Origin of the sequence: Arhodomonas sp. KWT2, assembly GCF_041949875.1 — a bacterium.
GTDB classification, from domain to species: Bacteria; Pseudomonadota; Gammaproteobacteria; order Nitrococcales; family Nitrococcaceae; genus Arhodomonas; species Arhodomonas aquaeolei.
In genome coordinates this window covers 81,218-102,420 of the sequence record NZ_JBHFPQ010000043.1, presented here as the reverse complement: position 1 = coordinate 102,420, position 21,203 = coordinate 81,218, and the positions used below count along the sequence as shown (strand labels likewise).

Here is a 21,203-nt window from a genome sequence, read left to right as displayed (position 1 = left end):
CGCAACCGCCGGACCGTCCGGCGGCCGCCGTCAAGGCTGCGTTCAGATGATGCCGGTCTCCAGCCCTGCGGCGAGGCCCTCCGCCAGCTCCTCGACCTGATCGGCGAAGGCCGGGTCCCACGTGCCCTGCAGGATCAGCGGCGGCTGCACCCAGCGCCAGCGCAGGCCGGTGATGATGGTCTCGGCCTGGCGCCGGGTGCCGGTGCCGTCCCGGCCGGCGCGGATGTACAGCGCGCAGGGCAGGCCCTGCTGGCGCTCCAGCACCGGGTAGTAGCAGCGGTCGAAGAAGTCCTTGAGCGCGCCGCTCATGCTGCCGAGGTTCTCGGTGGTGCCGAGCAGGATGGCATCGCAGGCGAGAACGGACTCCGGGCCCGTCTCCAGCGGCGCGGACACCTCGACCTCCACCCCGGATACCTCGGGGCTGCGCGCGCCGCGTTCGGCGGCCTCCAGCAGCGTCCGGGTGTTGGGGGAGGGTGCGTGGGCGACGATCAGCAGGCGGCGGGCCATGATCCCTCCCCTCAGCCCCGGCCGGGGCCCTTCCAGACGCGCAGGTCGCCGATCCATTCGAGTCCCCGGGCGGCTTCGCGCAGCACGGCGGCTGCCTGGTGCAGGTCCTGGCCGTCCGGGAGGTCGTCGACGTACAGCGAGATGTCGATCTCGTTGTCGAGGTAGTGCAGGTCCAGCGCCACGCGGTCCCGCCAGGCGGGTAAACCGGACCAGACCGCCTCCAGCTCGCCCTCCACGTCCCGCCGCAGGGGCAGGCCGGGGCGCAGGCCGTGCTCCGGCTTGGCCTCGTCATCCTGGGGATCGATGTGGAAGGTGACGTCGGTGAGCCGCGGGAATGACTCGCGCAGGCGCCGGGCAACTTCGTTGCCGATCTCGTGGCCCTCGGAGACGGTGACCCTTGCGGGCACGACGATGTGCAGGTCCGCGACGACCTCGCTGCCGAGGGTGCGGGTGCGCAGCTCGTGGACGCCGCGCACGCCCTCGACGGCCTCCGCGACCTCGCGCATGGTCTCCTGCTCGGCCTCCGGCAGTGCCGTGTCCACCAGCTCCTGGCTGGATTCCCACAGCAGCTGGCCACCGATCTGTCCGACCATGATGCCCACCACCGTGGCGGCGACGGCGTCAAGCCAGCCGATCCCGAACTGCGCCCCGATCAGGCCGAGGAGCACGACGACGGTGGAGAGGGCGTCAGAGCGTGAGTGCCAGGCGTTGGCCTCGAGCAACCGCGAGCCGATCCGGCGGGCGACAGCGAGGGTGTAGCGGTAGATCCACTCCTTGGAGACGAGGCCGATCACCGCGACCCCGATCGCCCAGGCGCCGGGGGCGTGCACCGGTGTGCCGTGGACCAGGCGGGAGATGCTCGCCCACGCGATGCCGCCGGCGACGAAGATCAGCACGCTGCCGAGCCACAGTGTCGCGAGGGTCTCGATACGGCCGTGGCCGTAGGGGTGATTGCTGTCCGGCCCGCGCCGGCCGAAGTGGGTGGCGGCGATCACGAACGCATCGGTGAGCACGTCCGAGAACGAGTGAATACCGTCGGCGATCAGTGCAGCGGAGCCCACCAGCGCGCCGGCGACGACCTTGGCAACACCGATGGCCGTGTCGATGCCCGCGCCGAGCAGTGTGACCCGGTGGGCCTCCCGCGTCTCGGCGTCGCGTCGGTTGTCTTGCGTTGCGGCGGTGTCGGTGTCTGACTCGTTCATGGTCCCGTATCGGCGGCTCGTGAATGGGGCGGTGAGGCGCCCGCCGTCCGCGGATGATACTACCAGGGCCGGGGACGGGCGATGCCGTGTGCACCGTCGTCGCGGTGGGGCCGGCGGGCGTCTCTCCGCGCGGGCCGCGCGCGTTTACCGTGACTCGCGCGCGGACTATAATGGCCGGTTATTCATCAATCCCGCCATGACGAGCAGGTGCCCGCCGTATGCGAATCGCCCAGGAAGCCCTGACCTTCGACGACGTCCTCCTCCTTCCGGCCTATTCCGACGTCCTGCCCCGCGACGCCGACCTCGGTTCCAGGCTGACCCGGGGCATCGAGCTCAACATCCCGCTGGTCTCCGCGGCCATGGACACGGTCACCGAGGCCCGCCTCGCGATCGCGCTGGCGGCTCAGGGCGGTGTCGGCATCGTGCACAAGAACATGACCCCCGAGGCCCAGGCCCGGGAGGTCCGCCAGGTCAAGAAGTTCGAGAGCGGCATCATCAAGGAGCCGATCACGGTGCCGCCGGAGACCACCATCGCCGAGGTCCTCGAGATCACCCGCCAGCACGGCATCTCCGGCGTTCCGGTGGTGGATGGCGCCGGCAATCTCACGGGCATCGTGACCAGCCGTGACCTGCGGTTCGAGCGGCGCCTGGACGCACCGGTCACCGAGGCGATGACCGGGCGCGACCGCCTGGTCACCGTGCGCGAGGGGGCCGAGCGCGACGAGATCCTGGAGCTGCTGCACCAGAATCGTATCGAGAAGCTGCTGGTGGTCAACGACGACTTCCAGCTCCGCGGCATGATCACCGTCAAGGATATCCAGAAGTCCCGCGATTACCCGCTCGCCTGCAAGGACGAGCACGGCCGGCTGCGCGTCGGCGCTGCCGTGAGCACCGGTTCCGGCACCGAGGAGCGCGTCGACGCGCTGGTCGAGGCCGGTGCCGACGTGGTGGTGGTGGACACCGCCCACGGCCACAGCCGCGGCGTCGCCGACCGGGTGCGCTGGATCAAGCGGACCTATCCGGACATGCAGGTGATCGCCGGCAACATCGCCACCGCGGACGCCGCCCGCGCGCTCTACGAGGCCGGCGCCGACGCGGTGAAGGTCGGCATCGGACCCGGCTCGATCTGCACCACCCGCGTGATCGCCGGCGTGGGCGTGCCCCAGATCACCGCCATCGCCAACGTCGCCGGCGAGCTTGAGGGCTCGGGGCTGCCGGTGATCGCCGACGGCGGCGTGCGCTACTCCGGGGACATGGCGAAGGCCATCGTCGCCGGCGCCCACGCGGTGATGATGGGCAGCATGTTCGCCGGCACCGAGGAGGCCCCCGGCGAGGTCGAGCTCTACCAGGGCCGCTCGTACAAGTCCTACCGCGGCATGGGCTCCATCGGTGCCATGTCCGGCGCCCAGGGCTCCTCCGACCGCTACTTCCAGGAGGAGGCCGACAGCGTCGAGAAGCTCGTGCCCGAGGGCATCGAGGGGCGCGTGCCCTACAAGGGCAGCCTCACGGCCATCGTCCACCAGCTCATGGGCGGCCTGCGTGCCAGCATGGGCTACTGCGGCTGCGCCACCATCGAGGACTTCCGCACCCGTCCGGAGTTCACGCGCATCACCGGTGCCGGCGTGCGCGAGAGCCACGTCCACGACGTGAACATCATCAAGGAAGCGCCGAACTACCGGGTCGACTGAACCCGGGCGAACGCGCGTGGATCGCCGGACACAGCGGGGGCACCACAGCGGGGGCACGGACGCCGCCGGGCGCCCCCGCTGGTTCCTGCCCGCCATCGTGGCCGCCCAGCTGCTGGCCACGTCCATGTGGTTCGCGCCCAACGCGGTGATGCCGGCACTGCAGGCGCACTGGGACGTCCCCGGCGGTGTGGGCTGGGTCACCGCCGCGGTGCAGCTCGGCTTCATCGCCGGCACCCTCGTCAACGCGCTGCTGGCGGTGGCGGACCGTTTCCACCCCGGCCGGGTTTTCCTGGTCGCGGCGCTGGCCGGTGCCTCTGCCAACGCCGCGGTGATCCCCCTCGCGGACCAGGCCGTCGCCGTCGTGGTGGCCCGGTTCGTCGTCGGGGTGTGCCTCGCCGGGATCTATCCGGTGGGGATGAAGATCGCCGCCGGCTGGTACCGGGAGGGGCTGGGCCGGGCGCTGGGCTTCCTGGTGGGGGCACTGGTGCTCGGCACCGCCTCCGGCCACCTGCTGCGCAGCATCCTGCCGGGCGCCCTGTGGCCGCTGGTGATCGCCGCGACCTCGCTGGCCGGGGTGGTGGCCGGCGCGGTGATGGCCCTGGCCCCGGAGGGGCCGCACCTCGCCCGCAGCGGGCCGGTGCGCTTCGGCGGTGTGTTCCTCGCCTTCCGCTCCCCGGCCTTCCGTGCCTCGGCGTTCGGCTATTTCGGCCACATGTGGGAGCTCTACGCGTTCTGGGCGTTCGCGCCGGTGTGGTTCGCCGCCCACGGCAGCGATCCCCGGGCGATCCCGCTGCTGGCCTTCGGCGTGATCGCCATGGGGGCGCTGGGCTGCGCCGGCGGCGGCCTGCTGGCGCGGCGGTGGGGCAGCGGCCGGGTTGCCTGGGTGCAGCTCCTCGTCTCGGGGGTGTGCTGCGCACTCTCGCCGCTGATCTTCCAGGCCGGACCGACGGCCTTCGTCGGGATCCTGCTGGTCTGGGGGATTGCCGTCGCCGGCGATTCGCCCCAGTTCTCGACGCTGAACGCCGCCAATGCCCCCCGCGAGCTCGTGGGCTCGGCGCTGACGCTGGTGAACTCGGTCGGCTTCGCCATCAGCATCGTCACCCTCGGCCTGCTGGACTGGCTGCAGTTCGTGCTGCCGGCGCGCTACCTGCTCACGCCGCTGGTGATCGGTCCGCTGCTGGGGCTGATCGCCGCGCGGCGGCTGCTGCGCCCGGCGGCCTGAACCCGGGCGTCAGCCGGCGAGCCGCAGGGGCGTGTCTCCCGGCGGCGTGCGGTTGCCGTCGCGGAGATAGTCGAGGATATGGCGTGCGAGCGGGACGCCCGCCGCGTTGAGCCCCTCGTTGCCGAAGAACACGTTGAACTCCAGCACGTAGAAGTGGCCGCCCACGGTGAGCAGGTCGAAGCCCGCGTGATCGATGCCCAGGTGCCGTGCCATGCGCCCGACCAGCGCCACCGCCGCGTCGGGGACGTCGTCGAACACCAGCCGCCCGCCGCGGGCGACGTTGTTGTGGAACGCGCCCTCGGCGCCCTCGCGCCAGTAGGCCGTCACCACCCGGTCGCCGACGTAGACCACGCGCAGGTCGCGCTGCGCCGGCAGGACCTCCTGCACGTAGAGCACGTCGTGCTCCGCCGCCCACGCACGCAGCGCCGCGGCGCTGTCGATCAGCGCCACGCCCCGGCCCATGGAGCTGCGCGGGACCTTCGCCACCAGCGGCAGCCCGAGCACGTCGAGTGCCTGCTCCACGGCGAGGGCGTTCGCCGGGAGGATGAGGGTCTCGGGCACGTGGGCCGGGAAGGCCGCCTGCAGGGCACGGGTCATCTCGATCTTGTCGTGGCCGAGGTGATAGCTCGCCGGACTCGGGAAGATCCGCCGCTGCATCGCGTAGACGAGGGCGTTGACCTGCCAGTACTCGGGGAAGAGGAGCCAGTCGGCGTCGAGGAGCTCGCTGCGGCAGGCGGGGAAGGACTCCGGGCGGAGGTAACGCACGCCGGGCAGGCCCAGGGCGCGGTAGGCGTTGAAGGTGATCAGATTCATGGCTGTCGTATCGTGCGTGACGCCTCTATACGGTATCCTTCGCAATTCGAATTCGCGCGCGAAGTCTACCCCCATTCCCGAGATTCCGGAACAGCCCATGACCCAGGATATCCACGCCCACCGCATCCTCGTACTCGACTTCGGCTCCCAGTACACCCAGCTCATCGCCCGGCGGGTGCGCGAGGCGGGCGTGTACTGCGAAATCCACCCCTGCGACTGCACCGGGGAGGCCGTCCGCGGCTTCGGGGCGAGCGGCGTGATCCTCTCCGGCGGCCCGGAGTCCGTGCACTTCGCCGACACCCCGCGGATCCCCGCGGCGGTCTTCGAGCTCGGGGTGCCGGTGCTCGGTATCTGCTACGGCATGCAGGCCATGGCCGCCCAGCTCGGAGGCGCCGTGGAGCCGTCCTCGCACAAGGAGTTCGGCTACGCGCGGGTACGCGCCCGCGGCCATTCCCGGCTGCTGCGCGATATCGAGGATCACGCGAGCCCCGAGGGCTACGGGCTGCTGGACGTGTGGATGAGTCACGGCGACCGCGTCAGCGCGCTGCCGGAGGGCTTCAAGGTCGTCGCCAGCACCGACAGCGCCCCGATTGCCGGCATGGGCGACGATGAGCGCGGCTACTACGGCGTGCAGTTCCACCCCGAGGTCACCCACACCGCCCAGGGCCAGCGCATCCTCTCGCGCTTCGTCCACGAGATCTGCGGCTGCGCCGGCGACTGGACGGCGGGCAACATCATCGAGGACAACGTCGCCCGTATCCGCGAGCAGGTGGGCGACGAGAACGTCCTGCTCGGGCTCTCCGGCGGCGTCGATTCCTCCGTGGTCGCCGCGCTGCTGCACAAGGCCATCGGCGACCAGCTCACCTGCGTGTTCGTGGACAACGGCCTGCTGCGCCTCGACGAGGGCGAGCAGGTCATGGCCACCTTCGCCCGGCACATGGGCGTGCGCGTGATCCACGTCGACGCCGAGGACCGCTTCCTCGACCGCCTCGCCGGTGTCGACGACCCGGAGGACAAGCGCCGGATCATCGGCAACACCTTCATCGACGTCTTCGACGAGGAGGCGGGCCGGCTCGAGAACGTCCAGTGGCTCGCCCAGGGCACCATCTACCCGGACGTCATCGAGTCCGCCGGCGCGGCCACCGGCAAGGCCCACGTGATCAAGTCCCACCACAACGTGGGCGGGCTGCCGGAGAAGATGAACCTCAAGCTGCTGGAGCCGCTGCGCGAGCTGTTCAAGGACGAGGTCCGGCGCATCGGCCTGGAGCTCGGTCTGCCCGCGGAGATGATCCACCGTCATCCCTTCCCCGGGCCGGGCCTCGGCGTGCGCATCCTCGGCGAGGTGCGCAAGGAATACACCGATCCCCTGCGCCAGGCGGACGCCATCTTCATCGAGGAGCTGCGTGCCGGCGGTCACTACGAGCAGGTCAGCCAGGCATTCGCCGTGTTCCTGCCGGTGAAGTCCGTGGGCGTGACCGGCGACGGCCGCCGCTACGAGTACGTGATCGCGCTGCGGGCGGTGGAGACCGTTGACTTCATGACCGCGCGCTGGGCACACCTGCCCTACGAGTTCCTGGACCACGTCTCGCGGCGCATCATCAACGAGATCGAGGGCATCTCCCGCGTGGTCTACGACATCTCCGGCAAGCCGCCGGCGACCATCGAGTGGGAGTGATTACACGTCGGGAGCGGCTTGAAGATCCGCCGGGCGAGGGTGTGTCGTTCCGGGAATCGGCGATGTTTCAAACAGGGGAGATCGCATCGGGAACGGTCCCGCTGGAGCGTTCGAAGGACTGCCGGGGGGCGTACGCACGAGCAATGGGTTGCAGGCCAGGCGGGGGCATCCGTGACCGCGGTCCGATGCCGCCGGAACGGAATGAAGCGGTGTTTCCGTGGATCGGAGTCACCAGTTATCCCTTCAGTCTCTCCTCGTGGGGCGTATCGTCATAGTCGGGATCAAGCCGCTTGCGCAGCTTCTGGTAACCTTCAATGACGAGGCCCATGGCTAGGGCCCCTCCTATCGCGTAACCGATGAGCACCAGAAGCATCAGGAGAAAATTGGTCTGGCTGAGAAAGGTTAACGTGTAGGGCTGCATCAGGAGGAAAAAGGTCAGTGCCACGAAAAGGCCGGCCCCGATGGCCCACCTGAGCTGATAGCCAAGCAGGTAATTGTGTCCATATTTATCGAGCACCCCGTGGATATTGACTGCCTGCCGGTAGTTGAGTACGACCGCGATCCCCGAAGGGTGTTTCCCGGGCCCGGCGAGCTTGTCGATACCCACGCGCTGGCGTAACGCCTTGAGCCTGTTCCGGCTTTTCACATCGATCATTGCGACCGTCAGTTCGATGTCACGGCCGACCAGCGGGAGGTAGACAGTCTCGGATCCCGACGGCCAGGAGATCTGAATATCGTCGATAAAGTACAGGCGATGGGTGGTGCGGCTGCCGGTATTGGGGTTGACCACCGTATGCTTCTTCTCGGTCAGCTTGCCATGCAGCTGGGTCGCTGTTTCCCTCAGCTTTGTATCCCGCCACAGCCCATGGGCGGTAATGAAAAGGCCCAGCGCTATGATAACGAGGTCCAGCAGGACGAGGAGGAGGAGCAGTGGAAGGGGAACGCTCTGCCTGTCGAAAGCAAATGCCACAGGCAGCATGAGACCGAGAAGCGTAAGGACAACCCCGAAGAACAGGGCAAGCCACTTGAAGAGGATCAGGCGCAGATGAATCGAACGGGCGTGGTATCGCTCCAGTGCGCTCAAGGGGCGATTGTCAGTGTCCAACTCGGCTCCTTGCCAGCAGTTCCGGGATCATCTTCAAGAGCGGTATGGTATCAGCAGGGCAGAAAGCCCTACACCTGATGTTTCTCGATAGACTCCAGATCGGAATTGTCGGCCGCCTGGTCCACGGTGTGGGCTCGCCATTCCCGGCGACACCGCATAGGCTGTAGTCCATCGATCCGGGAGGGCCCCATGAGCCTTCGTCACGACCATCCGCGCTTCTGGCGTGATCCGGCGCTGCCCTTCCTCGAGGCCCGTCGGGTCACGGACGGCCGGCGTGTCTGCTACGCCAGGCACAGCCACGAGAGCTTCTCCATCGGCGCGGTTACTGGCGGCAACAGCACGTACTGGAACCAGGGCCATGCCGAAACGGTCGCCCCCGGTACCGTGGTGGTCATGAATCCCGAAGCGGTGCATGCCTGCAATCCCATCGACGAGCGCCCCTGGTCGTACGACATGCTCTACCTGGACACCGCCTGGCTCGGCGCACTGCAGCGGGAACTCGGTGCGCCCGGCCACCTCGACGTACAGCTATACACTGCCCGCTCGAGTCGCCACCCGGCCCTGTATCGGCGCCTGACGACCCTCTGCGACACCCTCTTCGATCCGGATGCCGGTCGCCTGGCCAGGGAAACCGAGGCCACCGCGCTGGTCGTGGAGATGCAGCGCTGCCTCACACCGAGGATGCCACCATCCGGTAACGACCCCCTCGGTCTGCGTCGCGCGGCGGACTACATCGACACCCACTGTACGGAGGCCATCGGGCTGGACGACATCTGCCGTGTCGCCGGCCTGTCCCGCTCCCACCTGGTGCGATGCTTCAAGGCCCACTTCGGGCTGACGCCCCACGCCTTCCTCACCGACCGGCGCGTTCGGTTCGCTCGTCGCCAGGTGCGCCGTGGCCGTCCCATCGCCGAGGTCGCCGCGGACTGCGGCTTCGCCGATCAGGCACACTTCCAGCGCACCTTCAAGCGTCTGCAGGCGGCCACGCCGGGACAGTATGCCGCGGGTCACAGCAGCAGATAGAGCGCACTCGCCGCCAGCAGCACCGCTATGCCGCGATTGAACAGGCGCACCCTCGCCGGACGGTCCAGGAACCGCCTCAGGTGGGCACCGGCATAGGCCCAGCAGCCGATCGACAGGTAGCAGATCACGAAGAACAGGGTCGCGAACCACGCCACCAGGCCGAGGTCACCGCCCGCCGCATAGGCCCCCATGCCAGCCATCGAGGCCAGCCAGGCCTTGGGGTTGAGCCACTGCATGGTCGCGCCCACCAGCCATGACGGCGCCGCCGCGGGGGCGGCCGTCTCCAGGCGGCCGTCGTCCGCCGCAAGGCGACAGGCCAGGTAGAGCAGGAAGGCCACGCCGGCCCAGCGTACCCCCTCGATAATGCCCGGCCAGCGGACCATCAGCCGGTGAAGGCCCAGACCGATCAGCACCAGCAGCAGGGTGAAGCCGACCGTCGCGCCGGTGACATGGCGCAGGCTAGCCCGGAATCCATGCCGTGTCCCGGCGCTCAGCGCCACCAGGTTCACCGGGCCGGGGGAAAGGGAGGCCGCCAGTGCGAAGGCGGCCATGGACAGCGACAGGGTCACGGTCATGGGGGATGTCCTCGGTGTCTTGATCTCGTGCCGGCCAGGCTGGAACGCCGCGCGGCCGGTGTATTGAACGGGATTGCTACCGGGCGCGACGGGGGCGGGGCGGCGGACAACGCCCGCCGGCTTCCTGTATCCTTGAGGCCGATTGATGACGGTGTCGAGCAGAGTCGTCTCCCCGCGAAGCGCTCCCTCTCCCACGCCAGCAGAAGATGTGTGCCGTTGATGGCAAAGCGACGTTATGAATCCCGGGTCGATCACCGTGAAACCCCTTGACCATGCCGGGTTGGGTGACCAGCTGACGACCGGGCGGGGTGTGATGTCCGTCGGCGGCCGGGCCGTCCCCGCGGTGCCGTGAACGACGACGCGTCATCCGAGGCCGGCGCCGCGGCGGACGAGGGCTTCATGGCCCGCGCCCTGGCCCTTGCCGGGCGTGCCGCCGAGGCGGGCGAGGTGCCCGTGGGGGCGGTGGTGGTCGCCGGCGACGGGAGCGTGATCGGCGAGGGCTGGAACCGGCCCATCGCCGACCACGACCCCACGGCCCACGCGGAGATCGTGGCGGTGCGCGACGCCGCCCGTCGGCGTGCCGCCTACCGCCTGCCCGACGCCACGCTCTACGTGACCCTGGAGCCCTGCCCCATGTGCGTGGGGGCGCTGGTCCACGCGCGGGTGCGCCGCGTGGTCTTCGGCGCCGCGGACCCGAAGACCGGCGCCTGCGGCGGCGCGCTGGCGCTGCACGGGCACGCCAGTCACAATCATCGCCTGCAGGTCGACGGCGGGGTGATGGCCGATGCCTGCGGCGAGCGGCTGCAGCGCTTCTTCCGTGCCCGGCGCGCCGCCTCGCGGCCGGCGGTGCGGCTGGTCCGGCTGACCCCGGAGAATGCCCACGGCTACGAGGGCGTCGCGGTGGGCGAGGGCCAGGGGGCATTCGTGAGCGACGCGCCGACGCTGATGCGGCGCCACTTCCGCGAGGGTTATGCCGAGGCGCTGTACGGCATCGAGGCCGGCGGCCGGCCGGTGGGGCTGATGGCGCTGGTGCCGCCGGTACAGGGTGTGGACTATCCCGGACGGCGCGGCGACGAGGCCTGGCTGGAGGGGCTGCGCATCGACCGCCGTCATCAGGGGCGGGGTGTGGCGACCCGGGCGCTGCGCGGGATCGTCGCGATCGCGGCCCGGCGCTATCGGTGGCTGAGCCTGACGGTGAACCTGCGCAACGACAAGGCCGAGGCGGCGTACCGGCGTTTCGGTTTCCGCGACACGGGGGCGCTCTATCACGGCGGACCGGCGGGGCCGCAGCGCATACTGACCCTGCCGCTGGACACGGAGGACGAGAATGGCGAAGGGACCTGAACGGGTGGCGCGGGCGCTCGCCGAGCGTGGCCGCGAGGTCACCATCGAGTCGGTGGACGAGTCCACCCGCACCGCGGCCGAGGCCGCCGCGGCGCTGGGCGTGGACGTCGGCCAGATCGCGAAGAGCCTGGTTTTCCGCGGTGTCGACAGCGGTGATGCGCTGCTGGTCATCGCCAGCGGCGACCGGCGCGTGGACGAGGTGCTGCTGGCCGAGCTCGCCGGCGAGGGCATCGGCCGCGCGGATGCCGCGTTCGTGCGCGAGCATACCGGCTTCGCCATCGGCGGTGTCCCCCCGGTAGGCCATCCGGAAAGGCTGCGCTGCTGGCTGGACGACGCGCTGTGGCGCTTCGAGCGTGTCTGGGCCGCGGCGGGCTCGCCGTTCGCGGTCTTCCCCGTGGCGCCCTCGGCGCTGCCCGAACTCACCGGCGGGACACGGGCCCGCGTGACGCGATAGCGGAGGAATGATGGGCGGTTGGCTGGAGCTGCGGCATCTGCGCAGCCTGAAGACGATCTGCGAGACGGGCAGCCTGGTCGCCGCGGCGGAGCGGCTGAATCTCACCCAGAGCGCGCTCTCTCACCAGATCAAGGGGCTTGAGTCCCGCGTCGGCGCGGAGCTGTTCTTCCGCCGCTCGCGGCCGCTGCGCCTCGCCCCGGCAGGGCAGATGCTGCTGGAGCTCGCCGACCGCGTGCTCCCGGAGGTGGAGACCGTCGAGCAGCGGCTCAACAACCTGGCCGCGGGCCAGGGCGGGCGGCTTCACCTCGCGATCGAGTGCCACAGCTGCTATCAGTGGCTGCTGCCCACGATGGAACGCTACCGCGAGCGCTGGCCGGAGGTGGAGATGGACCTGTCCATGGGGTTCAATTTCCACCCGCTGCCGGCGTTGGTGCGCGGCGATATCGACATGGTTATCACCTCCGACCCGGACCCGGCGCTCACCGGCATTCACTACTCGCCGCTGTTCCGCCACGAGGTCCAGCTGGCCGTGCCCGCGGGCTCCACGCTCGCCGCCCAGGACCACATCGAGCCCGAGGACCTGGCGGACCAGACCCTGATCACCTACCCGGTGTGCCGGTCGCGGCTGGACGTGTTCAGCCGTTTCCTGGACCCGGCCGGTGTGGCGCCCGCGGCGGTGCGTACCTCCGAGCTCTCGGTGATGATCGTCCAGCTCGTGGCGAGCCGCCGCGGCGTGACCGCGATGCCGAGCTGGGCGCTGGAGGAGCACCTCGCCCGGGGCCAGATCCAGGTCTGCCGGCTCGGGCCCGGCGGGCTGTGGAGCACGCTCTATGCCGCGGTGCGCGAGGAGGAGGCCACGCTGCCGTACCTGAGCGGCTTCATCGCCGCCGCGCGCCGGCTCACCGGCGAGACCCTGCGCGGCATCCGCCCGGTGTCGCTGCCGGAGTGAGGCCGCCGAGGTGAATACCCTGGCGCTTTTCGTGGTGACGGCGCTGGCGGAGATCGCCGGCTGTTACCTGCCGTATCTCTGGCTCAACGAGGGACGCAGCCCGTGGCTCCTGCTGCCGGCGGCCGCGAGCCTCGCGCTGTTCGTCTGGCTGCTTTCTCTCCACCCCACCGCGGCAGGGCGGGTCTACGCGGCCTACGGCGGGGTCTACGTCGCCACCGCCGTGGTCTGGCTGTGGGCTGTGGACGGGATTCGGCCGACCGCGTGGGATCTGCTCGGTTCCGCGGTGGCACTGACCGGGATGGCAATCATCATGTTCGCCCCGCGCGCCGCCTGAGCACCTACGCCGGGCCGGGGGCGATGTAGAATGGCGGCCCGGCAAACGACAGGAGTCGATCCATGGCGAATATCTTCAAGCAGATCGTCGACGGCGAGATGGACGCGGACATCGTCTACCAGGACGATCGGGTCACCGCCTTCCGTGACATCGCGCCCAAGGCGCCGACACACATCCTCATCGTGCCGAACAAGGTCATCGAGACGGTGGACGACATCGCCGACGAGGACGAGGCGCTGATCGGGCACATGGTGGTGGTGGCGCGCGATCTCGCCCGCCGCGAGGGGATCGCGGAGTCCGGTTACCGGCTGCTGGTCAACTGCCGTGAGCACGGTGGCCAGGAAGTCTATCACCTGCACGTCCATCTCATGGGCGGTCGTCCCATGGGGCCGATGGTGGTGGGCTGACCCGGGATCGCGTCGGCCGCGGGCGCCCGCTCCGCGGCCGCTAGAACGGCCAGACCAGCGGTGCGATCGTCACCGCCACCGCCATGGTGAGGAGGTTGAGCGGCAGGCCGAAGCGGAGGTAGTCCGCGAAGCGGTAGCCGCCGGGGCCGAAGACCATCAGGTTGGTCTGGTAGCCCAGTGGCGAGGAGAAGCTCGCCGAGGCGGCGATCATCAGGCAGATCATGAACGGTGTGGGGTTCACCCCCAGGCCCTGCGCCGCCGACAGCGCCACCGGGAAGACCAGCACCGCGGCGGCGTTGTTGGTGATCATCTCCGTGAACAGCGAGGTGACCGCGAACACCGCGAGCAGCACCAGCCAGGGCCGTCCCCCGGCCGCGCTCACCAGCGCGTCGGCGAGAGTGGTGGCGGCGCCGCTGTTGGCCATCGCCTGGCCCACGCCCAGTGCCGCACCGATCACCAGCAGGACGGACCAGTCCACGTGCCGCCGGGCCTCGGCGCTGCTGGTGCAGCCGGTGAGGACCATGCCGCCGGCGGCGAGCAGGGCGGCGTTGAGCATCGTGAGCACGCCGCTGGCGGCCGCGGCGACCATGGCGGCGAGCAGCCCGAGCGCGATCCAGGCCTTGTCGTGGCGGCGGGGTGCGGAATCCTCCACCTGGCTGACCAGAAAGAAGTCGCGGCCGTTGCGCTGGCGCTGGAGAAAGCTCGGGTGGGTCTCCAGCAGCAGCGTGTCGCCGGCCTGCAGCACGATGTCGCCGATCTTGCCGGACAGGCGCCGGCCACCACGGGCCACCGCCACTACGGCGGCGTTGTATTCGCTGCGGAAGCGCCCGGCGCGGATGCTGCTGCCCACCAGCGGACACTCGTTGGAGACCACCGCCTCGACCATGCAGCGCTGGTCGCGCCGGCCCTGAAGCTTGTGCACCTGGTCGGTGGCGGGCTGGAGGCCGCGCATGCGCTGGAGGTCCACCACCGATTCCACCACCCCGGCGAAGACCAGCCGGTCGCCGGCCTGGAGCCGCTCGCTGGGGGCAACCGCGGGCAGGACCTGGCCGTCGCGCTCGATCTCCGCGAGGAACAGGCCGGGCAGGTGGCGCAGGCCCGCCTGCTCGATACTGCGTCCCACCAGCGGCCCGTCCGGGTCGACCACCACCTCCGCGGTGTAGCGCCGGGGGTCTGCGTCGATGTCCAGCGCGGCGCGGTTGTCCGGCAGCAGCCGGGGGCTCGCGACCAGGATGTAGACCAGCCCCAGCAGGGCCACGGGCACGCCTACCCAGGCGAGGTCGAACAGCGCGACCGGGGCCACCGCCGGCTCGCCCTGGATCAGTCCGGCGACCACCAGGTTGGTGCTGGTCCCGATCAGGGTGCACATGCCGCCGAATATCGAGGCGTAGGACAGTGGCAGGAACAGCCGCGAGGCGGGCAGACGCGTACGTTTGGCGAGGTCGCTCACCACCGGCAGGAACATCGCGACCACCGGGGTGTTGTTGAGGAATGCCGACAGCCCGGAGACCGGCGGCAGCAGCCGCAGCTGGGCGCTTAGCAGCCGCCGCGGCCTGCCCACGATGGGCTCGCTGATGATCGCGAGCGCCCCGGTGCGCACCAGTCCGGCGACCACCACGAACAGCAGCCCCACGGTCACCAGGCCCGGGTTGCCGAAGCCGGCCACGGCCTCGGCGGGGGCGAGCAGCTGGTCGGTGCCGGTGAGCGCGGTGGCGGTCATGAGCACGCCGAGGGCGCCGAACAGCAGGGTGGTGGGGGAGGCGGCGTTGCGCGCGAGGCCGATGATCACGGCGAGCACGACGGCGATCGTGAGCCAGGCTTCCCAGGTCAACGCGTTCCTCCCGGTGTGATGGCTGCCGGCGCTCCGGCACGGGCACCGCGCGCGCCGTTGGGGCGCGCGCGGCCGGGGGCCGTGCCCCGAGGGGGCTATTCTACGGCAGGCAGCGGATCGTGGAAGTGGCGTCCCGCGGTGACTTCCGGGACCACGCCGGTGCGCACCACGAAGTCACCGAAGCACTCGCCGTCCCCGCGCTCCCGGGCGTAGTCGCCGAGCAGCGCGCCCAGGGTCTCGAGGATCGTGGCCTCGTCGATGTTCTCGCGGTAGAGCTTGGCGAGGCGCGAGCCGGTGCGGTTGCCGCCGAGGTAGAGGTTGTACTTGCCCAGCGCCTTACCCACGAAACCGATCTCGGCGATGTAGGGCCGGGCACAGCCGTTGGGGCAGCCGGTCATGCGGGTGACGATCGGGTCCGCCTCCGGATCCAGGCCGGCGTCGCGCATCAGCGTCTCGAGTTTGTCGACGAAGGTCGGCAGGTAGCGCTCGCTCTCCGCCATGGCCAGCCCGCAGGTAGGGAAGGCCACGCAGGCCATGGAGGCGGCGCGCAGGGCCGAGGCGTGGCGCTCCAGGCCGTATTCCTCGATCAGCGACTGGATGCGCTCGCGCTGGCCCTCGGCCACGCCGGCGATCACCACGTTCTGGTTGGTGGTGATGGCGATGTCGCCCTCGTGGACCCCGGCGATGGCGCGCAGGCCGCTCATGATCCGGCGCTCGTCGTCGAAGTCGGCGACCCGGCCGTTCTGCACGAACAGCCCGTAGTGCCAGTCGCCGTCGTCGCCCTGGTACCAGCCGAGGCGGTCGGTGTTGTCGTCGAAGCGGTACGCCCGGGCCGGTTCGAGCTCGTGGCCCAGGCGTTTCTCCACCTCGCGGCGGAACCAGTCGGCGCCGTGGTCGTCCACGGTGTACTTCAGCCGGGCGTGCTTGCGGTTGGCACGGTCGCCGTGGTCACGCTGCACGAGCATGATCTTCTCGGCGACCTCGACCACCTGGTCGGGGGTGCAGAAGCCGATGACCTCCCCCACGCAGGGGAAGGTCGCGGTCTCGCCGTGGGTCATGCCCATGCCACCGCCGATGGTGACGTTATAGCCGACGAGGGTGCCGTCGTCGTCCAGGATGGCGATGAAGCCGATGTCGTGGGCGAATACGTCCACGTCGTTCTCCGGCGGCACCGCGAGGGCGATCTTGAACTTGCGGGGCAGGTACTGTGGGCCGTAGAGCGGCTCCTGCTCCTCGGGGCCGCCGGCGACGCGCTCTTCGCCCAGGAAGATCTCGTGGTAGGCGCGGGTGCGCGGCAGCAGGTGGGCGCTGATCTCGTGGGCGAGCTCGAAGGTGCGCCGGTGCACCGCCGAGCGCCGCGGGTTGGCGGTGGCGATGACGTTGCGGTTGACGTCGCCGCAGGCGGCGATGCAGTCCAGCGCGGCGGCGTCGATGCCCTGGATGTGCTGCTTGATGTCGCGTTTGAGCACGCCGTGGAACTGGAACGTCTGGCGCGTCGTCAGCCGCAGGGTGCCATTGGCGTAGGTGCGCGCGAGCTCGTCCATCTTCAGCCACTGCGCCGGGGTGACCACGCCGCCGGGCAGGCGTACGCGGACCATGAACGAGTACAGCGGCTCCAGCTTCTGACGGCGGCGCTCGCTGCGCAGGGCGCGGTCGTCCTGCAGGTACATGCCGTGGAACTTGGTCAGCTGCAGGCTGTCCTCGGTCACGCCGCCGGTCACCGGGTCGGCGAGCTCGGCGGTCAGGTTGCCGCGCAGGTAGTCGCTGTCGGCCTTCAGCGTCTCGTTGTGGCTGAGCTCTTCGAGCGGTCGGCTGATGTCGTTCATGGTCAGGGCCCGTTGGCTGTTGCCGTGATGCCGTGCCGGCGCGCCCTTTCCCGTGGAGCGGGGCGGCGCGGCCGCAGTGTGATGACGCCGTTCCGGTGGACGCCGGAGCCGCACCGCCGCGGCGCGTGCCGGCTCGTGCGTCCGCCGGGCCGAGCCGTTGTGGCGGTGCGCTCCGGAGCCGTCCTAGTAGACGTCCCGCTGGTAACGCTTGTCCTTTTGCAGGGTGCGAAGGTAGTCGGCGGCGCCCTGCTCGTCGAGCCCGCCGTGCTCGCGGACGATCTCCGTCAGCGCGGCGTGAACGTCGCCTGCCATCCGGTCGGCATCGCCGCAGACGTAGATGTGGGCGCCCTCCTGGAGCCAGGCGTAGACCTCGGCGCCGCTCTCGCGCAGGCGGTCCTGGACGTAGACCTTCCCGCCCTGGTCCCGGGAGAAGGCGACGTCGATGCGCTCGAGCACGCCCTTGTCCCGCCAGGCGAGGAAGTCCGCCTGGTAGAGGAAGTCGGTCTGGAAGTGACGGTCGCCGAAGAACAGCCAGTTGCGGCCGTCCGCACCGGTCTCCTCACGCTCGGCGAGGAAGGCGCGGAACGGTGCGACGCCGGTACCCGGACCGATCATGATCGTCGCCGCCGAGGGGTCGGCGGGCAGCTTGAAGTTCTTGTTGCGGTCGACGTAGACACCCACGGTCTGGCCCGGCTCCAGGCGGTCGGCCAGATAGGTGGAGGCCACGCCCTCGCGCTCGCGGCCATGGGTCTCGTAGCGGACCACGGCGACGGTGAGGTGCACCTCGTCCTCGTCGGCCTGCTGGCTGGAGGCTATGGAATACAGCCGCGGCGGCAGACGCCGGAGTGCCGCCACGAAGGCCTCGGCGGTCACGCCCTCGGCGGGGAAGGCCTCGACCACGTCGATGATCTGGCGCCCGTCCATCCACTCGCGCAGCTCGTCGCGGGCGTCCTCGCCCAGCAGGCGCCGGAGCCCGTCAGCGCCGGCGATCTCCGCCCAGCGTTCCAGGAACGGGCGGGTGAGGGTGGTGATCTCGTAGTCGCGCTGCAGGGTCTCCCGCAGCGTCTCGCCGCCCTCCAGGGCGGCATCGCCGTCCAGGCCGGTGGCGGCGAGCAGCTCGTCCACCACCCGCGGATCGTTCAGGGGCACCACGCCGATGGCGTCGCCGGGCTCGAAGGTCAGCCCGGAGCCTTCCAGCGAGAGCTCTATGTGGCGGGTCTCCTTGTCCGAGCCGCGGCCGTTGAGAACGACGCTGTCCAGGATCTCCGCGGGAAACGGGTTCTTCTTGCTCCATGCCGCGGTGCCGCCGCCGCGGGCCTCGGCCATGGGGATGACGTTGCTCGCCGCCGGCGCGCTTGCGCCGGTGAGCTCGGCGAAGCGGTCCAGGGCGGCGTCGACCCAGGCGGAGGCGTCGTCGTCGTAGTCGACGTCGCAGTCGACGCGCTCGAGCACGCGCTCGGCGCCGAGGGCCTCGAGGCGGGTGTCGAAGTCCCGGCCGGTCTGGCAGAAGTTCTCGTAGCTGGAGTCGCCGAGGGCGAGCACGGCGAAGCGGGCGTCGGCGAGCTTGGGTGCCTTGCGGCCGTTTACCAGCTCGTGGACGGCCTCGGCGGTGTCCGGCGGGTCGCCTTCGCCGTGGGTGCTCACGACGACCATGAGGTTGGCGGCCGCCTTGAGGTCCTTCTTGCCGAAGTCCGCCATGTCGGCGAGGCGGGCGGCGAAGCCGCGGGCCTCCGCGCGCTCGACCGCGAGCTCGGCGATGCCCTCGGCGTTGCCGGTCTGGCTGCCATAGAGGACGGTGATCTCCGGCAGCGCCTCGCCCGCGGGTGCGGTGCGCGCGCCGGACTCGGCATTGGCGGCGGGGCTGGCCGTGGACAGGCCTGCCAGGTAGCCGCTCAGCCAGGTCATCTGGTCGTCGCGCAGGGAGGCGATAAGCGCGTTGAGCTGCTCGGCCTGCTCGGCGCTGAGCGGGCTGTTAGTCTCGAGTAAGGGGCCTTGCGCCATGCTGTCGTCCTCCGCTGGATCCCTCTTGGCGAGCTGGCGGACAGCATAGACCGGCGCTGTTTAGATCGAAAAAGTATAAATCTTTATGTGTTTATGCATTAACAGATTGTTGAACGGCCCGGAACACCTTCCGGCGGGGCCTGTGCCCGTCACGCCCGGCGTGATCCGCCGCGCGGCGTGCCGCCGGAGGGAGCGGTGCGTTGCTGACGGCGCATGTGCGAATCGAGCTCGCGGCGGAGGTTTTCTTCGAAAGAGCGGGCGTCGAGCTCGGCGTCGACCCGCTGTTGCAGCGCCTGGAGCTCTTCGATGCTCAGCCCGTCGAGATCGATCTGCGGCCGGGCGGCGCGGGGGGAGTTACTGGTCGCGGTCATGGCAGGTTCGTGGGGCCTCCCTGGAGGTGCTGGTCACGCATGGGGTCACTGGCGCGGACGCGCGCCGGCGGGGGCCGGCTGTCCGGTTGTCCCGGGTTATCGGGGCGCCTGAGCCGCGTTTCAAGCGGCGCTCACCGGCTGTTGAACTTGTCGGCGAGGCGCTGGAGCTTGCGCTCCTGCACGTTCTGCTGCCCGTCCCCGCGCTTGCGGGACTTGCGCGCCTGCCGACGGCGTTCGGCGGCACGCGCCTTCTGCTCGTCGCGCCGGGTGCGCGCGTGGGCCACGGCCTCCTCGGTGACGGCACCGGCATCGGCGCCGTCGAGGCCGACGCGACGATGACCGGCGATGATCGCCTCGAGGTAGGCGGGCGAATGGGTATAACGCGCCAGGGCCTGCTTGAGCAGCCAGTTGGGCGTTTCGTCGAGCTCCCCGTCGGCGTCGAGATCGGCCCGCAGCGCCTCCTGGATGCCGATGGCGAGCGGGCGCACATGGTCGCGCTCGCGGCTCAGGGCATTCGGATGACGGTCGATCAGCACTTCGAGGAAGTCGCGCGCGCGCTCGGCGCGGCGGCGTTTCTGGTTGGGGGTATTGGACATGGGTTCTCGGGCCTATCCGCGCGCGTGCTCTGCCGGCAACGTTCGATTTTTGCGAAGCATACTGCACCCGCGCCGCCGGGCATAGTCCCGCGTCGCAGGGGGCGCCGCTGCCGGTGTGTGTCTGGCACGGCGCAAGCCGTGCGGTGTAGCCTTGCGCTACACAATCAGAAATGTTTCCGGGGCGGTCTTTCCCCGGCAGCGGTGCCGCCGGCGCGCCGGCGGATCGGATTTTCCTGCTGTTGGATGACTTAAGGAGAGGGGACTAATGCGTAAGCAACTCTGGGCGGCGGCCGGTGCGGTCGCCATGGCGGTGGCCCTGACGGGCTGCAACACCAACCCGGTGCTCGGCGGTGCGTCGTCGACGGTCACGGGTTCGGGGGGCGCGGCGGGGGCGCAGAACGCCTCCAAGGACCTCGTTCGCTGCAGCCGGCCGATCGGTACCGCCGCGCTGTACGAGGGCAACTACAATGGCCTGCGTGACGCCGGCCTGCAGAGTCCGCTGCCGCTGATCCGGGTGATGATGGCCCAGAGCGGCTGCTTCAAGGTGGTCGAGCGGGGCCAGGCCTCGCAGGCGCTGCGCGAGGAGCGCCGGCTCGCCCAGAGCGGCGAGCTGCAGTCCGGCAGCAACATGGGCAAGGGCCAGATGGCCGCGGCGGACTTCATCCTCACGCCCAACGTGGCGTTCAAGGACCCGGACTCCGGCGGCGGCTTCGGCGGTCTCGGTGCGCTGCTGCCCGGCGTCGCGGGCGCTATCGCCGGTGGCGTGAAGACCGAGAACCTGGAGGCGCAGACCACGCTGCTGCTCACCAATATCCGTACCGGCGTGCAGGAGGCCGCGGCCACCGGCACGGCGAAGAAGACGGACGTGAGCTTCGGCGGCTTCGGCTGGGCCAGTGGCGTGGCCGGTGGTGGCGGCTCCTACCAGGACACGGAGATCGGCAAGATCGTGATTGCCGCCTTCGTCGACGCCCACAACAACCTGGTCAGCCAGATGCGCGCGATCCAGCCCAGCTCCCAGCGCCAGGACAAGGGCGTCTATGTCACCGCGGCGGCGCTGAATCTGCGCTCCGGGCCGAACGGTTCGGCGCCGGTGATCACCACCCTCGCCGAGGGTACGCCGGTGGTGCCGACCGGCGAGCGTGAGGGGGCATGGTGGCAGGTTCAGGTGCAGAACAGCGGCCGCAACGGCTGGGTGCACTCCGACTACGTCACGCGGCAGTAGCCGCCGCTCGCCGGCAGCAAGCCGGTGATTCTCCCTCCGCCGGTGCGGTCCCCGGATC

General features: G+C 70.2%; 20 protein-coding genes and 1 pseudogene. 11 read left to right on the top strand and 10 right to left on the bottom strand.

The annotated features are described in order from the left end of the window. Positions 1 to 42 precede the first annotated feature (42 nt). Positions 43 to 507 (bottom strand): flavodoxin family protein, encoded by a 465-nt coding sequence (locus ACEZHJ_RS09790; RefSeq protein ID WP_163138634.1) that lies wholly within the window; start codon positions 505 to 507, stop codon positions 43 to 45. Between the two features lie 11 nt (positions 508 to 518). Then, positions 519 to 1,709, bottom strand: coding sequence for a cation diffusion facilitator family transporter (locus ACEZHJ_RS09785; protein WP_163138635.1), 1,191 nt, complete (start codon positions 1,707 to 1,709; stop codon positions 519 to 521). A gap of 218 nt (positions 1,710 to 1,927) precedes the next feature. Between ACEZHJ_RS09785 and guaB the strand changes: the two genes are divergently transcribed. Further along, positions 1,928 to 3,397, top strand: coding sequence for an IMP dehydrogenase (gene guaB / locus ACEZHJ_RS09780; protein ID WP_163138636.1), 1,470 nt, complete (start codon positions 1,928 to 1,930; stop codon positions 3,395 to 3,397). Between the two features lie 16 nt (positions 3,398 to 3,413). Next, positions 3,414 to 4,619, top strand: a complete 1,206-nt coding sequence (locus ACEZHJ_RS09775) for an MFS transporter (protein ID WP_205599686.1) — start codon at positions 3,414 to 3,416, stop codon at positions 4,617 to 4,619. A gap of 9 nt (positions 4,620 to 4,628) precedes the next feature. On the opposite strand, the gene ACEZHJ_RS09770 is transcribed toward ACEZHJ_RS09775, so the two are convergent. Then, entirely contained in the window at positions 4,629 to 5,432 is an 804-nt protein-coding gene (locus ACEZHJ_RS09770; RefSeq protein WP_018718213.1) for a RimK family alpha-L-glutamate ligase, read from the bottom strand. A gap of 97 nt (positions 5,433 to 5,529) precedes the next feature. Here ACEZHJ_RS09770 and guaA point away from each other — a divergent pair, with 97 nt between their 5' ends. Continuing rightward, the gene (gene guaA / locus ACEZHJ_RS09765) at positions 5,530 to 7,107 is read left to right on the top strand and encodes a glutamine-hydrolyzing GMP synthase (RefSeq protein ID WP_163138637.1); all 1,578 of its coding nucleotides are present in this window, start codon (positions 5,530 to 5,532) and stop codon (positions 7,105 to 7,107) included. 235 nt (positions 7,108 to 7,342) lie between these two features. Here guaA and ACEZHJ_RS09760 read toward each other — a convergent pair whose 3' ends face one another. Then, positions 7,343 to 8,212 carry a hypothetical protein gene (locus ACEZHJ_RS09760; protein ID WP_375036470.1) on the bottom strand — a complete coding sequence of 290 codons (870 nt, stop codon included), beginning with the start codon at positions 8,210 to 8,212 and terminating at the stop codon, positions 7,343 to 7,345. A gap of 189 nt (positions 8,213 to 8,401) precedes the next feature. On the opposite strand from ACEZHJ_RS09760, the gene ACEZHJ_RS09755 reads away from it, so the two are divergent. After that, on the top strand, positions 8,402 to 9,235 hold the full coding sequence (locus ACEZHJ_RS09755; RefSeq protein ID WP_163138640.1) for an AraC family transcriptional regulator: 834 nt from the start codon (positions 8,402 to 8,404) through the stop codon (positions 9,233 to 9,235). Here the strand turns inward: ACEZHJ_RS09755 and ACEZHJ_RS09750 are convergent. Continuing rightward, positions 9,220 to 9,810: a LysE family translocator gene (locus ACEZHJ_RS09750; RefSeq protein ID WP_205599687.1), complete on the bottom strand. Its 591-nt coding sequence runs from the start codon at positions 9,808 to 9,810 to the stop codon at positions 9,220 to 9,222. The two genes, ACEZHJ_RS09755 and ACEZHJ_RS09750, sit on opposite strands and share 16 nt — an antisense overlap. 348 nt (positions 9,811 to 10,158) lie before the next feature. Here ACEZHJ_RS09750 and tadA point away from each other — a divergent pair. From tadA to ACEZHJ_RS09720, 6 genes and pseudogenes are all read left to right on the top strand, one after another. Then, positions 10,159 to 10,638, top strand: a pseudogene (gene tadA / locus ACEZHJ_RS09745) (tRNA adenosine(34) deaminase TadA); the annotation flags it as partial. Between the two features lie 117 nt (positions 10,639 to 10,755). Next, the gene (locus ACEZHJ_RS09740; RefSeq protein ID WP_240466047.1) at positions 10,756 to 11,154 is read left to right on the top strand and encodes an N-acetyltransferase; all 399 of its coding nucleotides are present in this window, start codon (positions 10,756 to 10,758) and stop codon (positions 11,152 to 11,154) included. Continuing rightward, complete coding sequence (locus tag ACEZHJ_RS09735; protein WP_018718207.1) at positions 11,138 to 11,608, top strand: YbaK/EbsC family protein; 471 nt, start codon at positions 11,138 to 11,140, stop codon at positions 11,606 to 11,608. The genes ACEZHJ_RS09740 and ACEZHJ_RS09735 overlap by 17 nt, the downstream gene beginning before the upstream one ends. A gap of 10 nt (positions 11,609 to 11,618) precedes the next feature. Then, the gene (locus tag ACEZHJ_RS09730) at positions 11,619 to 12,557 is read left to right on the top strand and encodes a LysR family transcriptional regulator (RefSeq protein ID WP_018718206.1); all 939 of its coding nucleotides are present in this window, start codon (positions 11,619 to 11,621) and stop codon (positions 12,555 to 12,557) included. 10 nt (positions 12,558 to 12,567) lie between these two features. Then, the gene (locus ACEZHJ_RS09725) at positions 12,568 to 12,891 is read left to right on the top strand and encodes a YnfA family protein (protein ID WP_018718205.1); all 324 of its coding nucleotides are present in this window, start codon (positions 12,568 to 12,570) and stop codon (positions 12,889 to 12,891) included. Between the two features lie 62 nt (positions 12,892 to 12,953). Next, the gene (locus tag ACEZHJ_RS09720) at positions 12,954 to 13,298 is read left to right on the top strand and encodes a histidine triad nucleotide-binding protein (RefSeq protein ID WP_018718204.1); all 345 of its coding nucleotides are present in this window, start codon (positions 12,954 to 12,956) and stop codon (positions 13,296 to 13,298) included. 40 nt (positions 13,299 to 13,338) lie between these two features. Here ACEZHJ_RS09720 and ACEZHJ_RS09715 read toward each other — a convergent pair whose 3' ends face one another. The 5 genes from ACEZHJ_RS09715 to ACEZHJ_RS09695 form a co-directional block, all read right to left on the bottom strand. Beyond that, a complete protein-coding gene (locus ACEZHJ_RS09715) occupies positions 13,339 to 15,129 on the bottom strand; it encodes an SLC13 family permease (RefSeq protein ID WP_163138642.1) in 1,791 nt (596 codons plus the stop codon). A gap of 95 nt (positions 15,130 to 15,224) precedes the next feature. Next, positions 15,225 to 16,955: an assimilatory sulfite reductase (NADPH) hemoprotein subunit gene (gene cysI / locus ACEZHJ_RS09710; RefSeq protein ID WP_163138643.1), complete on the bottom strand. Its 1,731-nt coding sequence runs from the start codon at positions 16,953 to 16,955 to the stop codon at positions 15,225 to 15,227. Between the two features lie 183 nt (positions 16,956 to 17,138). Then, positions 17,139 to 18,956, bottom strand: coding sequence for an assimilatory sulfite reductase (NADPH) flavoprotein subunit (locus tag ACEZHJ_RS09705; protein ID WP_163138644.1), 1,818 nt, complete (start codon positions 18,954 to 18,956; stop codon positions 17,139 to 17,141). 149 nt (positions 18,957 to 19,105) lie between these two features. Then, positions 19,106 to 19,327: a hypothetical protein gene (locus ACEZHJ_RS09700; RefSeq protein ID WP_163138645.1), complete on the bottom strand. Its 222-nt coding sequence runs from the start codon at positions 19,325 to 19,327 to the stop codon at positions 19,106 to 19,108. 131 nt (positions 19,328 to 19,458) lie between these two features. Further along, entirely contained in the window at positions 19,459 to 19,923 is a 465-nt protein-coding gene (locus ACEZHJ_RS09695) for a ProQ/FINO family protein (RefSeq protein ID WP_163138646.1), read from the bottom strand. Positions 19,924 to 20,188: 265 nt separating this feature from the next. Here ACEZHJ_RS09695 and ACEZHJ_RS09690 point away from each other — a divergent pair, with 265 nt between their 5' ends. Continuing rightward, entirely contained in the window at positions 20,189 to 21,145 is a 957-nt protein-coding gene (locus ACEZHJ_RS09690; protein ID WP_163138647.1) for an SH3 domain-containing protein, read from the top strand. Positions 21,146 to 21,203: the final 58 nt, after the last annotated feature.

Coding starts and splice junctions, on each gene's coding strand:
- ACEZHJ_RS09690 (WP_163138647.1), top strand. CDS start 20,189: ATGCGTAAGCAACTCTGGGCGGCGGCCGGTGCGGTCGCCATGGCGGTG.
- guaB (WP_163138636.1), top strand. CDS start 1,928: ATGCGAATCGCCCAGGAAGCCCTGACCTTCGACGACGTCCTCCTCCTT.
- ACEZHJ_RS09755 (WP_163138640.1), top strand. CDS start 8,402: ATGAGCCTTCGTCACGACCATCCGCGCTTCTGGCGTGATCCGGCGCTG.
- ACEZHJ_RS09740 (WP_240466047.1), top strand. CDS start 10,756: ATGCGGCGCCACTTCCGCGAGGGTTATGCCGAGGCGCTGTACGGCATC.
- guaA (WP_163138637.1), top strand. CDS start 5,530: ATGACCCAGGATATCCACGCCCACCGCATCCTCGTACTCGACTTCGGC.
- ACEZHJ_RS09705 (WP_163138644.1), bottom strand. CDS start 18,956: ATGGCGCAAGGCCCCTTACTCGAGACTAACAGCCCGCTCAGCGCCGAG.
- ACEZHJ_RS09790 (WP_163138634.1), bottom strand. CDS start 507: ATGGCCCGCCGCCTGCTGATCGTCGCCCACGCACCCTCCCCCAACACC.
- ACEZHJ_RS09785 (WP_163138635.1), bottom strand. CDS start 1,709: ATGAACGAGTCAGACACCGACACCGCCGCAACGCAAGACAACCGACGC.
- ACEZHJ_RS09730 (WP_018718206.1), top strand. CDS start 11,619: ATGGGCGGTTGGCTGGAGCTGCGGCATCTGCGCAGCCTGAAGACGATC.
- ACEZHJ_RS09700 (WP_163138645.1), bottom strand. CDS start 19,327: ATGACCGCGACCAGTAACTCCCCCCGCGCCGCCCGGCCGCAGATCGAT.
- ACEZHJ_RS09750 (WP_205599687.1), bottom strand. CDS start 9,810: ATGACCGTGACCCTGTCGCTGTCCATGGCCGCCTTCGCACTGGCGGCC.
- ACEZHJ_RS09735 (WP_018718207.1), top strand. CDS start 11,138: ATGGCGAAGGGACCTGAACGGGTGGCGCGGGCGCTCGCCGAGCGTGGC.
- ACEZHJ_RS09770 (WP_018718213.1), bottom strand. CDS start 5,432: ATGAATCTGATCACCTTCAACGCCTACCGCGCCCTGGGCCTGCCCGGC.
- cysI (WP_163138643.1), bottom strand. CDS start 16,955: ATGAACGACATCAGCCGACCGCTCGAAGAGCTCAGCCACAACGAGACG.
- ACEZHJ_RS09695 (WP_163138646.1), bottom strand. CDS start 19,923: ATGTCCAATACCCCCAACCAGAAACGCCGCCGCGCCGAGCGCGCGCGC.
- ACEZHJ_RS09720 (WP_018718204.1), top strand. CDS start 12,954: ATGGCGAATATCTTCAAGCAGATCGTCGACGGCGAGATGGACGCGGAC.